This is a genomic window from Grimontia marina, assembly GCF_900060185.1.
GTDB classification, from domain to species: domain Bacteria; phylum Pseudomonadota; class Gammaproteobacteria; order Enterobacterales; family Vibrionaceae; genus Enterovibrio; species Enterovibrio marinus.
The window spans coordinates 44,223-58,279 of sequence record NZ_FIZY01000010.1 but is presented as its reverse complement, the minus strand read 5'-3'; the positions used below and the strand labels follow the sequence as shown (position 1 = coordinate 58,279).

The following is a 14,057-nucleotide window of genomic DNA, read 5'->3' as shown; positions in this document are numbered from 1 at the left end:
ATAATGCCGTTTTTAGGCAAAACGAAGGAGGCTTCACATCATGGCAACGATTAAAGACGTCGCACGTCATGCAGGCGTGTCGGTTGCCACGGTTTCCCGGGTAATAAACGGCTCGCCGCTGACCAAGCCGGATACTGCCGACTTAGTAAAACGCACCATGCGCGAGCTGGGTTACCGCCCAAATGCCGCAGCCCGAACTTTAGTGAGCAAGCGAAGCCTCGCCATAGGCGTGGTTGTGGCAGATGTCTCTGATCCCTTCTTTGGCTCACTGGTCAAATACGTCGACAACGTGGCCCATAAGCAAGGCCATCACCTTTTGATTGGTAACGGCTACCATGAAGCAGCAAGAGAAAAACAGGCGATTGAATCGCTGATCCAGAACCAGGTCACTGCACTTATTGTGCACAGCAAAGCACTCGATAACGACACCCTCCGTGCTTATGCACAAGAGCATGGGGCAATGGTATTTATTAACCGATTAATCCCTGGGCTGGAAGATCGCTGCATCTATCTAGACAATTATCACGGTGCATTTCTGGCGACGGAACATCTCATCGAGCAAGGTCACCGCTATGTGGCGTACATCGGCTCAAGCCACGCTATCGAAGATACCGAACAGCGACAGCAAGGCTATGAAGATGCCCTGAATACCTGCCGCGTCACCGATGAAACCCATCCAGTCATGATGGCATTCGATACACCAGAAGAGACCGGCGGTGAGCGTGCTATGGCAGCCCTGTTGGAAGAGAACGACAGTCTCAGCGCCGTGTTTTGCTACAACGATGTCATGGCTGCTGGTGCCATCACTGCGCTGACAGATCGAGGTTATCGTGTGCCGGAAGATGTCTCGGTGGTCGGCTTCGATGACAGCCTTATCGCACGTTATCTCCATCCAAAACTCACATCGGTGCGCTATCCGATTGAAGAAATGGCCGAGCTTGCTGCAGAGCAAGCCATTGCGCTATCAACCAAACAGCCAATGCGCAATGAAAAAGGCAGCTACGCACCTACACTGATTAAAAGAAACTCTGTCACTAAATCAAGCGAGTAACTTCAAAAACAAGTAATTTTTGTGGCGTTTAACGCCACATGAGGGGAATGGATTCATGGCGAAAGTGCCTGTGCAGAGAAACCATGTTGCATCTGAACGTTACGTGCATCTTCAATCATCGCACACTAGCCTAATCCTGATGATGCAACCTGTCCCAGCCATTGTTTACTGGGGCAAGAAAATCAATGCAGATATGCCACTTAATGGCGCTCTTTTCGATCTTCCTGTCCCACAGGCAAGGTTGGACGACGCTATGCCACTGGCGTTGCTCCCAGAACAGGGACGTGGCGACTTCGGAAGCCCTGGCGTTGAAGGACACCGCAACAGCAAAGACTGGGCGCCGGTCTTTGAGGTCATTTCCGTTACCACGACGCATAGCAGTGCCACGATCACCATGAGCGATCCCCGCGCAGGACTTGAAGTGAGATCAACGCTGGTACTGGATGAAGATAGCGATGTGCTGACACTGAACCACAAACTCACCAACACAGGCTCTAAGGATTATTCACTCCACCGACTCGCTCTCACGCTGCCAGTTAACGATGATTTTCTTGATTTAATCAGCTTTCACGGACGTTGGTCCCATGAATTCCAACAGCAACGCCTTTCATTCAAGCACGGCGGATTGATGCAGGAAAACCGCCGAGGACGAACCTCACACGAGTCTTTCCCCGGCTTGATTGCCTTACAAAAAGACACCAATGAATTGCAAGGGGATGTTATTGGGGTGCACCTGGGCTGGAGCGGCAATCATCGTATTCAGGCACAGGTGAAAAGCGACGGAAGAAGGTATCTACAAGCTGAAGCTCTACTGGCACCGGGCGAGATCTCTATTGCGCCGGGCGAAAGCTTCTCTACACCTAACCTGTATGCGGTATTCAGTACTCAAGGACTGAACGGCATGATGCAGCGATTCCACCATTTCGTGCGCAATCAGGTGGTCAACTTCCCGCAAACCGCAATGCGCCCTGTGCATTTCAACACCTGGGAAGGGATCTATTTTGACCACAAGCCGCAACGCATCATGGAGATGGCAACCGCAGTCGCAAGACTTGGCGTAGAGCGTTTTATTCTCGATGACGGCTGGTTCACTAACCGGGATGACGACACACGTGCCTTGGGCGACTGGCAGGTGGACAAACGCAAGTATCCTGAAGGGTTGAAGCCGGTTATCGAACATATTAACCAGCTAGGCATGGAGTTTGGCCTTTGGGTGGAGCCGGAAATGGTCAGCAAGAACTCTGCGCTTTTCCGCGCCCATCCAGACTGGATGCTTGGCATGGATGAGCTGGGTTATCAACAACCGGCTGGCCGGAATCAGTTTGTGCTCGACTTGCAAAACCCTGATGCCTTCGACTACTTGCTGTCGTCCCTCAACAACCTGATGACCGAATACAACATTGGTTATCTTAAGTGGGACATGAACCGCGAGCTGGTGCAACCTGCCCATCAGGGCAATGCGGCTTATCACGGACAAACACTCGCGTTTTACCGATTAATTGATGCGCTTCGGGAGAAGCATCCGTATGTGGAAATAGAATCCTGTGCCTCTGGCGGTGGCCGTGTTGATTTTGAAGTGCTGAAACGTACCCAGAGATTCTGGACATCCGACTGCAATGACGCACTGGAACGCCAAACGATTCAACGCGGCATGCAGTTATTTTTCCCGCCGGAAGTGATGGGCAGCCACATTGGCCCTAGACTCAGCCACACCACAAGGCGCAATCATGATATGTCGCTTCGCGGTATTACCGCACTCTTCGGACACATGGGTGCAGAGCTTGATCCTCAAGGATTGGAAGACTGTGAGATACGTGCATTCTCCAAATACATCGCATTGCATAAGCAATACCGTCCCCTCATTCACAGTGGTAAATCCTATATCCTGCCATCAGTCGATCCTGGCACCCATATATACGGGGTGATGGATGAAAGTGTGGCGTTACTCGCTGTCGTACAGTTGGCCATGCCGGAACATGCGCTCGGCCAGAGACTGCGGTTACACAAAACACTACCGCGTTGAAGTGATCGATGCCCCTGCTGCTTTTAGCAAGACAATGAAGCATCTTCCTGTCTGGATTGAAAAAACTCAGGTCGTTAGCGGTGACCAGCTCAGTCAAATTGGACTAAGCTTGCCAGTAATGGATCCTGAAAGTGCCATGCTGTTGTCCTTTACCGTTGAATTGTAAACGTTCCATGGCCCGCATTGAATAAACGAGTGTGAGAAGCACAACATGACCCGATTTGCAGAGTTGATCCGCCGTCGTCAATGGGAAAATCCGACCGTCACCCAGTTAAACCGACTTCCGGCACATTGCCCCATGGCATCTTATCCCAGTGTCGAAGCTGCACTGGACGACCAATACAACGCCATCCCCGTCTCCCGATGCCGCATTTCGCTTAATGGTGACTGGCAGTTCTCACTTTATGATGCACCTGAATATGTGCCTTCAGAAACCACAAAACGCAAGTTCGACGACACAAGTTGGCGTAAGATCCCCGTGCCCTCCAACTGGCAACTCGAAGACACAACTGACATCCCGATTTACACCAATGTGCAGTACCCCTTTGAGGTCAACCCACCCAAAGTGCCAGAGAAAAACCCAACTGCCGTGTATCGCACTACGTTCCAATTACCGGAAGGCTGGCTGGACGAACAAACTCTGATCTGTTTTGACGGTGTCAGCTCGGCGTTTTACCTCTTCTGTAATGGCCATTTTGTCGGGTACAGCCAAGACAGCCGTCTACCAGCGGAGTTCGACCTCAGTCATTTTGTCACACTGGGCGAAAACCAGATCACCGCAGTCGTACTTCGCTGGAGCGATGGCAGCTACCTCGAAGATCAGGATATGTGGTGGCTTAGCGGTATTTTCCGTGACGTTACCCTGCGCAAAAAGCCTACAAACCAAATCGCAGATTTCAATGTTCAGACATTACTCGACCCAACTCACCACGTCGGCACATTGAATGTCACCACCAAGCTTCATGGCAAGCACAATAAAGTCGCTATTCAGCTTTTCGATGAAGGTACAGATCTCAGTGGACTGGTGATAGCAGAATCCGGTCAACGCGTGATTGACGAACGCGGTGCATGGGGCGATCGCTGCGAACATTCGCTGATTGTTTCCTGCCCGAGGCTTTGGAGCGATGAAGATCCGCACCTTTACCGATTAGTCGTCATGCTGCTGGATGAGAATGACGACCCCGTTGATATCGAAGCCTGCAACGTAGGCTTTCGGCAGGTAGGCATCAGTGATGGTGTTCTGAAAATCAATGACCTTACAGCGCTTATCCGCGGCGTTAACCGTCACGAATTTCACCCTGAAAAAGGGTATGTACAGACAATCGAAGACATCGAAGAAGATCTCAAACTCATCAAGCAATTCAACTTCAATGCCGTACGAACCTCGCATTATCCCAATCATCCTGCTTTCTACAACCTGTGCGATAAGCTTGGGCTTTATGTGGTCGACGAAGCCAATATCGAAACCCATGGCATGGTGCCAATGTGCCAACTGTCTGACAATGCAGAATGGCTGAGTGCATACACTGAACGGGTCACCCGAATGGTCGAGCGCGATAAAAACCATCCTTGCGTCATCATCTGGTCGCTTGGCAACGAGTCCGGTATTGGAAACAACCATCATGCCATGTACCAGTGGGTAAAACAGCGTGACCCAAGCCGCCCGGTGCAGTACGAAGGTGGCGGGGCTGATACTGCGGCCACGGACATCATCTGCCCCATGTATGCCCGCGTCGAGCAGGACCAAACTGACCTTGGCCTACCCAAGTGGGCATTGCCAAAATGGATTGGCCTGCCAAACGAAAACCGTCCTCTGATCCTTTGTGAATACGCCCACGCAATGGGCAATAGTCTCGGCAGTTTTGATAAATACTGGGAAGCATTCCGTCGCTACCCCCGTCTTCAAGGCGGCTTCATTTGGGATTGGGCCGATCAGGGCATATCCCGGAAAGATGATCAAGTTACTCAATGGTGCTATGGCGGTGACTTTGGCGATACACCGAACGATCGCCAGTTCTGTATCAACGGTCTCATGTTCCCCGACAGAACGCCCCACCCCGCTGCTTTCGAAGCCAAGTACCACCAGCAGCGCTTCAGCTTTGCGCTGGAAGGCACCTACCCGCTGATGGTGCTACTTAGCAATGAATACCAGTTCCATGCTCCAGAGAACCTTTCGCTTCGATGGTCAATTCAGGGCAATGGCACACAGGTTGCCAGTGGCGAAGCAGCCCTTCACCTGCTGGCAGGGAAGGATGCTCATATTGAACTCGCCAAGTCCTTGCCATACCCCAAACACAATCAAGAGTACTTCCTGAACCTTGAAATCGTGCTTTCAGCCGATGAACCTTGGGCACCGGAAGGTTCAGTCATTGGATGGGAGCAATTGGTCCTGCCGGTTTACCGCGCGTTGCAATCCCCCGAACAGGCTCCCGACAGATTACCGGATGTGATTGATGAACCCGATCACTGGACGGTAAAAGGTGACCACTTTGAGCTCAACTTTGACAAACAAAGCGGCCATTTGGTGCGTTGGATGATCGACGGCGAAGAGCAACTCCTCGATGCACCGAAGGACAACTTTATCCGCCCACCTATTGACAATGATATTGGTGCGAGTGAAGCCGACCAGCCAGATCCTAATGCCTGGTTTGGTAAGTGGCAGCAATCTGGCCTGTTTGATTTGCGCCATGAGAATCTGTTCAACACCGTCGATGTGCTGTCTGATACGGCGCAAATCCGCTCCCACCATGGTTATTTCATTGGTGGAGCTATGGTGATCAGCACGCTCTGGCGCTATGAAGTCGATCTTTCCGGTACTATCGCGCTGACCGTCGATGTCAACGTGGCGCAGGATATGCCATCACTGCCTCGTGTTGGTCTGGAGCTTGCTTTACCGCTCACTAACTCTGTGGCTTGGTTTGGCCGCGGGCCTTTCGAGAACTACCCAGACCGTAAAGCCGGTGCCATGGTGAGCCGCTATCTCGCCAGCATCGACGACATGCACACGCCTTACATTTTTCCTTCAGAAAATGGGCTGCGCTGTGATGTTCGTCAGTTAGATATCGACAACCTGCGCATTGAGGGCATGTTCCACTTTTCGGTCAGTCGCTACAGTCAGGAAAATCTGGCGGAAGCCAAGCATCAGGAAGAACTGGTGCAGGACGATCATATTTACCTGCGCATTGATGGCTATCACATGGGCGTGGGTGGTGATGACTCATGGAGTCCTAGCGTGCATCCGGAATTCCTACTCGACGCTGCGCATTATCGCTACGCACTGACGCTCTCTATGAAAAGGGATTAAGTTTGTTAACATGGCCATCAAGCTTAGAAACAGGGAATCATGATGGCCAACGCTTCCAAAAACATGCTCATCACGGGTGCTAACCGTGGCATTGGACTCGCACTCACCCAAATCTATCTCAACGCTGGCTGGCAGGTTGATGCCTGTTGCCGGCAACCAGTCGGAGCTGTCACGTTAAACGATCTTGCCGCCAAATATGATTCACTGCGGATTCACGCGTTGGATGTGACTGATCACGCCGCCATTGACGCGCTCTCGCAATTACTCTCCGACAAGCACTACGATATTATTCTCAACAATGCCGGATATTATGGCCCAAAAGGTTATGGTTTTGGTCATGTGGATATGGATGAATGGCGCAAGGTACTTGAAGTCAACACGATTGCGCCACTCAAAATCGCGGAAGCATTTTATTCCCAACTTTTAGCAGCCAAAGGTACCTTCGCGGCAATCTCATCCAAAGTGGGTAGCATCGCGGAAAACACATCAGGTGGCGGATATATCTACCGCTCATCTAAAGCGGCACTTAATTCTGTCGTGAAAAGTCTGTCGAATGATTTATCACCACAGGGCATTATCGCTGTGGCCTTACATCCGGGTTGGGTGCAAACCGAAATGGGCGGGCCAAATGCGTTGATATCAACGGAGGAATCTGCGCACGGACTTTATACGGTCTTAGAGGGCCTTGAAGCAAAAGACAGTGGGCGTTTTCTGAATTACCAAGGCGAAGAAATCCCTTGGTGATTAGGCTTATACCCAAACGACCCGAAGATGCATAATTCAGCGAGTTTGACCGGTGTTGTGATCACGACCTCCCTTTGCAGGTGACTTCACCTCCATCACACGCCCGAAGGGAGGGCCTCAATGCTGGCATCTTCAGGTTGTTTGGGTATATTACATTAGCGTTGAATAAAATAATCAAAAAGACAGGTCTTGTAACGAGCAACACAATACGTAATCAAAAAGGAAGATGTATGCCTGATTTAAATGCTCATAGCCTTTACCACAAAGCCTACTGCCCATTCTGCCTCAAAGTCCGCGCGGCATTGAAGATGATGAATCTTGATGTGGCGTTGGTCGATGCGGGTGCTGATCGAGAAGCTTACCAAGAGCTGGTGAGTAAAGGCGGCCGAGGAATGGTGCCTTGTCTGCGTATTGAGCATGAAAATGGTGCGGTTGAGTGGATGTATGAGTCAGATGACATCATCGAGTACTTTGAAGAGAACTTCGCCAATTAACCATTGGGGCCAGCCAATGTAAAAAGCCGCAATTGCGGCTTTTTTTGTCAGTCTAATTAATAAGCCCATTGCGCCTCACTAACACGCTTTGAACAATGCTATATCAGCTTAAATCATGGCTATTTGGTCGGTTCGCGAGCAAAATAGCGCATTATTAGAGAATTCTGAGATTTCGACATATGAAACCTAATAAGACTGGCCTGAAGCGCGTTCTGTATGCTACCGGGTATTCTTTTCAGGGACTTCGCGCTGCATGGAACAATGAAGCGGCATTTCGACAGGAATTGGTTCTGTTAATTGTGATGACCACCCTTTCGTTCTTTCTCCCTGTGACGAAAGTTGAACAGCTTTTAATGGTGGCATCTTTGTTTATCGTGGTGATTGTTGAGTTGATCAATTCCGCCATTGAAGCCGTCGTCGATCGCATTGGCCCTGAGCGTCATGAACTAAGTGGCCGTGCCAAAGATATTGGCTCTGCCGCTGTCTTTATTTCACTGCTTCTGGTTGTGATCACCTGGGGTTCATTTTTACTGTTCTGACCGATTTAAAAAAAGCAAACTCCTGTCGCCTTTTTGTATTCTGATAAACCCCAGCTTCTAGGGTCTATTGACCTTTGGTGATAATTTTTGCAGCAGTTTGTGGGTTTTTTATGCAAGGCAGAATCGTCTTTAACCTATTGTTTTTAAAGTTTTTCTAAAAAGGTTAGCGGCGTAATATAGGCAGAGGTTTGAGATTGAGAATTGTCGCTATCAGATGTCACTGCAACGATTGAGAGCCTTTTATAGTCCTTCCCGTAAAGGCGTTTGAAATCTTCCCGGACATTTCGGGTCACCGTTACCCATTGATTTTTCTGGTCACCCGACGTGGCGGCCAGCATCTTGAAACGTTTTGGCGCGAAAGGATTTGGCCAGAAGCTGTTCTGCGGTTGGTTTGGCGTCCATACATATACAACAGTTTTGCTGCTCATCATGGTCATACCTGGCACCACAGTTACGGATATTCTCCAGACAAAATCATCCTGCGCTTTAAGCTTCTCATTGTCTGTTGTCGGAAAGGTGTCCACTTTCCATTGCCAGCTCAACCAAGGCGTTTCTGTCAGATCAATCTCCTTTTCCATGATCAGCGCAGAAGCGGCATCCTGGCTTTGCCCATGCAATACCTGTTTATCGATTGATTCGTCATCAATCAGACGATAGATCGTTTCGTTTTTAAATACTTTTGCCCGCCATTCAGAAAGGTCACGAAAATCAAGCATCTCCTTCGCTTCTATCGAGAAATGAAGAACAAATAGCGAGGGCAGCAGTGTGTAAGTCCATCTATGCAAAAATTCATTCCCTCGAAAGCAAAACCAATAAGAACTGACTTCCGATTTTTCTATTTCAACGTAACGACATTTTCTCCAAAGCGATGACTTCTCCTTAAGAATACGCAATACAAACTTAAAACGAGACGTAAAAAAAGTCACCTGAAGTACAAGATATGAGACAAAATTCCCTCTTGTGATTACTTAATATACTCAGAGAAGAACATGTACCTGATGCACTCATATGAAATGAAAGGTTGCTTGATGGAAGCAACTCTAATAAATAAGGCATTGATTTAAGGTAATTTATGCGGAAAATTAGTTTTTTCTTAGGCTTGTTTTTACAACCAGCTTTCGCCTCTACTGAACAACCATTACGTGTGGTCTCCGAGACCCTGCCTCCGTTTCAGGTTATTCATAATAACGGTCAGTTTGGGGGTCGTGCGGTCGAAATGGTTCAGGCGATTTTGGATGAGGCGGACTTTGATTCCCCCATTGATGTTATGCCTTGGGCCAGAGCATATAAAACAGCGCAGAAAGAAAAAAACGTCGCAATATTCTCCATCGCATTCTCTAAAAAACGCAAAGATTTGTTCCATTGGATTGGTGCGTTGTATGCGCTTGAGCGTTCCTCATTAATCGGCCTGAAAAGCCGCACAGAGCTCGCAAAAAACTCCCTCGACGAAGCAAAACAGTTCCGTACCTGCTCAGAGTTGGAAACTTATTCCTATCAATATCTAGTTAACAAAGGGTTTGTTCCGGGCAAAAGCTTACTCACGCTTCGGGGCACACTTTCCGCTATCCAAACTAAGTCTGGCGGTATTGCTCGGCCAGCCAAACACTTGTTACTCCTACAAAACCGCAATTGCGATTATGTTACTGGCCTTTGGTCTGTTTACGCTTTCAGCGAAAACTACAATGATGAGCTGAAAGCCTACTTCTACCTAGGTGACACACAACAGCCTCTGGTCTTGAATCTGGCCATCAGTCTTAGCTCAGATCAAAAGGTGATTGATCGCTTGAGCTCGGCCTACACTACTCTGTTGGAAAACGGAACACTTCATCAAATTTGTTCAAGAGACGACCCCGAAAAAACCTATGAGCTTTCCTGCGCTCCAATTATCCCACCAAGTCGAGCCGAGGATTTATGATTTCCAAGTTATTCGGTACCGAGGCACCACTACTAAGACGGTTTGTTGCGTCTGTCATGCTGTTGAGCATCATCGGCGGCCTGGTGATCAGTATTGTGATTGCAACTGCCAAGCTCAATCACCTCAACACCGAAAAAGAGCAGGCTGCCCGCCTTCAATTGGAAAACATTCTCGATAGCGCAGCTTATGCAGCATTCAACCTCGATTCTGCGCAAGGCCTTTCACTATTAAAAGGGTTTGAAGGTGACCACCTGTTTCAAGCCGTCATCATTTTCGATAACTACGAAGACGTGGTGGCATCCATTGAGCAGCCAAGCGAAGAGGAACATTTAACGGGATGGATGCACTACCTTCTTCCTGTTCATGAGAACTTTACCCTCTCATACCCATTAAGCTTCAAAATTTACAGAGACAGCCAGTTTGTTGACCAACATGTTGGTAACTTGATTGGAAAAGTGAGCTTCCATACCTCCGAGAGCGAGTTTTATGATCTGGTGTCGACGATCTGCCTCTCGACCATGGTCGAGGTGCTATTGATCGCCATTATCCTATCCATTTTTTTCCACAACCAAATTGGGCGACCTCTTACCAAAATCATCCATTCCATCGAAAAAAATGCCAAACTGGAGCGCCAGAAAAACGCCCGTCCACTTGAAATCAATGGTCATGAAAACGATGAGTTCGGTTTACTTGTAAATGCTTACAACAATTCTGTGCAACAGGCTGTCAACTACATGCGTGAGTTGGAATGTGCCAAAGCAGAACTGAAAGCCTTGTCGGAAATCGACCCACTGACCAATGTTTCCAATCGGCGCGCTCTGCTTGGTGAGCTCAATACCCTATGTAACAACGAACACCCTTTCGCGCTTGTCTCTCTTGATATTGATTACTTTGGCGGCTACAACGATGCTAACGGCCACCAGGCGGGAGACATCCTCTTAGTTCGCTTTGCCAACGTACTGAAGCAGCACCTTCCACAGGCCTCTATCAGCCGAACAGGCGGTGATGAATTTGTCTGCATTATTCCATCCCTGTACCATCAGCAGAGCGTCGAAGATTTGCTGATGCCTTTGCTGAATATTGCTGTCAAAGAAGATGTAGTCAGCACACCTTGGCTCTCCACTTCGATCGGCGTGGCTTTTTTCCCGGAAAACGGACAAACCCCCAGGCAGTTGCTACACGCCACAGATATAGCGCTCTATGTTGCTAAAGAAGCCGGACGCCGTTGTATTCGCTTTTACGACAAAGATGCCGATATCGCTCGCAGCAACCGAGAGGCCGTGCGCAAAGCACTGCAGCGTATTATCGAGACTAAAGAGTTCACACTCTACTATCAGCCCAAAGTCAGCATGAAAACAGGGTTGGTCACAGGCTGTGAAGCATTGCTGCGGCTTAACCATAGTGAAAGGCAACAGAGTGTGGCTCACGTGGATATTGTCGAGGAGGCAGAACGCACAGGGCTAATTGTCGCTCTAGGCCGTGAGATCATGCGCAGGGCATTTCTCGATGTCAGCCAGGTCATGGAGCACTTACCTGATGACTTCCGATTCAGTGTGAATGTTTCACCACAACAGCTCACATCTGAAGGTTTTATTGCTGAACTACTTTCTTGCTCGGAAGACAATGATGTACCGCTACAGAGTCTGGACATTGAAATTACCGAATCATCCCAGATGATTAACACTGACTCTACATACAAGGTACGTAACTGGCTCAAAAACGCAGGAGTAACAGTTTCACTGGATGACTTTGGCACTGGCTTTGCCTCTCTCGAATACCTGCTCACCTATGGCTTTGACCAAATTAAGATTGACCGTCAGTTCACCCAGGTACTGCCGGGAGATGACGATGCAAAAGCTATCTTCAATGTCGTCAAATACCTTGCTGACAAGCTCGACATGGCAGTTATCGCCGAAGGTGTAGAAACACTCGATCAGGAAACCTATCTCCTAAACCAAGGCTTTGAGTTAGCTCAGGGCTATTTCTATGCCAAGCCTCTCACCATTGAAGACTTCATGCGGTTTGTCGCCAGTCGCCAGGCCAAACACAGCTCCTGCTTAGATTCGTAGTTTTTCTATTTATTTACACTCCCTCCTACTTGCAGGTTTTCTGCTCACTTGTATCTTCTCTTTTATTATATAAATCAATATGTTGGATACTAAATGTGCGAGTCACAAAAGCGCGACACACTAGAATCCCAACAATCGACCATTAAATAAACCGACAGTTTTGTTTCATTTTATTTACAGTCGTTAAACATTATGTGAATTTTTACTTTTAAAATTTTGCTTCTTGAATAAAGCTTAAGTCAGAAAAATCGTCTTAGACGAATATTGTGATTGAACTTGCAGCTGTAATAAGTACAACAAGCAGGTTATTGAACATTAGGGGAATGGCTCTTTTTCTTGAGTCAAATAAAAATTTGATTAAGCAGAGTGTTTACACTCACTAACAAAATGGGAGATATCCCATGAAAAAAGTAAAATGCTTAGCCATAACATTTTCGAGTTTTTTATTAACAGCTTGTATTGTTAATAATAACCATGATCTCGAATCTGATTTGAATTCAGCATTAAGACAAGGTGGATACTATTATTCCCACTTTGGTATAGATAGAGAGTTAACACGCGAAAAAGTCACGATTGAGGACAAAGAGGCGAGGATTGCCTCAGTATCTCGAGTTACCGTAACAAGAACCCCTGACGGTTCAGTTACTAAGGCATTGAAGCAAAGGGTAAGAGGTAATTATAGGATTGATTGTCAGACAGGCGAACACTTTTGCTTTCTGGTGATAGGTACGTTGATCAACGGACAGAAAGTCGATCAAAGATATCACATGAATAGATCAGGATTACTCGTTAGGGAAAACGGAATATCCAAGCGCTTTATTCATAATGACAGCGAAAGTATTGAACAGCTTTAAGTTTTTATTTTTGGCTAATGTAGCGAGCCTTTAGGTTGGTAATAAATTGATGCACCCAATACATTACCGCCTCTCACTTACTGGCATCATCAGGCAGCGTTGATGGTATCTAGTAAAAAACATGGAAGTTCCTTGTAGTTGGTGTAATTTAATTCAGTGCAAATACTTGCATTTGGACAGGCAATGCTCACTTAGTTGACTCCATACTGCCTGTCCTTTTTTCTTTTCTATCTTTTCATACCCTAACCAACAAACATGTTGTACCCAAATGAGCTTAGATGGGGAAAAATGTCATTGAAGCCACACCATGAACAACTTGGTTAATGTGACGATTGGTACTGTCAGATACCATTTTGGCCATCATATCCTGAATGACAATCATTTTAGCCAGCACTCGTTCGTAGCTGTAATTAGGCGTGCCATCAAGCGCGATGCCATTGCTCAGCAGCATTAACTCATCATTAGTGTCTTTACGTGTATTGAGCATCCAGGCCACCGTTTCCAGGTTTCGGGCGCTGTTATAGAGCTTTTGCTGATCGATGTCGTCCAGAAGGTAAAATTCCAACTGGTTGTTATAGCTCGCACTTATCATGCCCGTAATACCGACCATCAAGGCAAAGACCCTGTCGCCTTCAAACTCCTCAGAAAATGCCAGATACAATGCCTCAACTCCGTCTAAACCACCAAGCTCTGTATAACCTCCTTCAGGTCGCTGCACCGTCATGAACGAATCCAAACGGTCTGAAACTGTCATCTCTGGCGCTTTAGCCAGTTCGCGAGGGTTGCGCTTGTATAGTTTAAGGGCGAGATCGCGGATTGCATGGCGAATTTCCACAATGTGGATATCCGTAATTAGGTCCATGTCAGATTTGGCGAGGTTTTTAAGTTCAAAGGGACGGTTATTCGCACTGCAAGCCATTAATGACAATGCCAACAGCGCCATAATCCCAGCACGAAGCAGCATTTTAACTCTATATCTTATCCATCTAAGCAATGAGTTTAGGCGAGCTCCATCCTTTGGGAAAATGTTCATGCTCAACTCTGAGTTATGTCTCTAACTTCGC

Annotated in this window: 10 protein-coding genes and 1 pseudogene; 9 read left to right on the top strand and 2 right to left on the bottom strand. The window is 47.8% G+C overall.

Annotated features, from left to right (window positions below):
- The first annotated feature begins 40 nt into the window (after positions 1–40).
- The 6 genes and pseudogenes from GMA8713_RS07305 to GMA8713_RS07280 all read left to right on the top strand — a co-directional run bounded on the left by GMA8713_RS07305 (position 41) and on the right by GMA8713_RS07280 (position 8,155).
- Positions 41–1,051: a substrate-binding domain-containing protein gene (locus tag GMA8713_RS07305; RefSeq protein ID WP_062707260.1), complete on the top strand. Its 1,011-nt coding sequence runs from the start codon at positions 41–43 to the stop codon at positions 1,049–1,051.
- Between the two features lie 55 nt (positions 1,052–1,106).
- A pseudogene (locus GMA8713_RS07300) lies at positions 1,107–3,240 on the top strand (alpha-galactosidase).
- A gap of 45 nt (positions 3,241–3,285) precedes the next feature.
- A complete protein-coding gene (locus GMA8713_RS07295) occupies positions 3,286–6,378 on the top strand; it encodes a beta-galactosidase (RefSeq protein ID WP_062707259.1) in 3,093 nt (1,030 codons plus the stop codon).
- A 42-nt stretch (positions 6,379–6,420) separates the two neighbouring features.
- The gene (locus GMA8713_RS07290; protein ID WP_062707258.1) at positions 6,421–7,122 is read left to right on the top strand and encodes an SDR family oxidoreductase; all 702 of its coding nucleotides are present in this window, start codon (positions 6,421–6,423) and stop codon (positions 7,120–7,122) included.
- A 230-nt stretch (positions 7,123–7,352) separates the two neighbouring features.
- Entirely contained in the window at positions 7,353–7,616 is a 264-nt protein-coding gene (locus GMA8713_RS07285; protein WP_062707257.1) for a glutathione S-transferase N-terminal domain-containing protein, read from the top strand.
- A gap of 179 nt (positions 7,617–7,795) precedes the next feature.
- Positions 7,796–8,155 (top strand): diacylglycerol kinase, encoded by a 360-nt coding sequence (locus tag GMA8713_RS07280; RefSeq protein WP_062707255.1) that lies wholly within the window; start codon positions 7,796–7,798, stop codon positions 8,153–8,155.
- Positions 8,156–8,298: 143 nt separating this feature from the next.
- On the opposite strand, the gene GMA8713_RS07275 is transcribed toward GMA8713_RS07280, so the two are convergent.
- The gene (locus GMA8713_RS07275; protein WP_232314384.1) at positions 8,299–9,081 is read right to left on the bottom strand and encodes a DUF3047 domain-containing protein; all 783 of its coding nucleotides are present in this window, start codon (positions 9,079–9,081) and stop codon (positions 8,299–8,301) included.
- Positions 9,082–9,227: 146 nt separating this feature from the next.
- Between GMA8713_RS07275 and GMA8713_RS07270 the strand changes: the two genes are divergently transcribed.
- The 3 genes from GMA8713_RS07270 to GMA8713_RS07260 all read left to right on the top strand — a co-directional run bounded on the left by GMA8713_RS07270 (position 9,228) and on the right by GMA8713_RS07260 (position 12,993).
- A complete protein-coding gene (locus GMA8713_RS07270) occupies positions 9,228–10,070 on the top strand; it encodes a substrate-binding periplasmic protein (RefSeq protein ID WP_084387672.1) in 843 nt (280 codons plus the stop codon).
- On the top strand, positions 10,067–12,139 hold the full coding sequence (locus GMA8713_RS07265; RefSeq protein ID WP_062707251.1) for a GGDEF domain-containing phosphodiesterase: 2,073 nt from the start codon (positions 10,067–10,069) through the stop codon (positions 12,137–12,139). Before GMA8713_RS07270 ends, GMA8713_RS07265 begins: the two co-directional genes overlap by 4 nt.
- Positions 12,140–12,540: 401 nt before the next feature.
- Positions 12,541–12,993, top strand: a complete 453-nt coding sequence (locus GMA8713_RS07260; protein ID WP_062707247.1) for a hypothetical protein — start codon at positions 12,541–12,543, stop codon at positions 12,991–12,993.
- 274 nt (positions 12,994–13,267) lie between these two features.
- Here the strand turns inward: GMA8713_RS07260 and GMA8713_RS07255 are convergent, their stop codons facing one another.
- Positions 13,268–13,957, bottom strand: a complete 690-nt coding sequence (locus GMA8713_RS07255) for a hypothetical protein (protein ID WP_062707243.1) — start codon at positions 13,955–13,957, stop codon at positions 13,268–13,270.
- Positions 13,958–14,057: the final 100 nt, after the last annotated feature.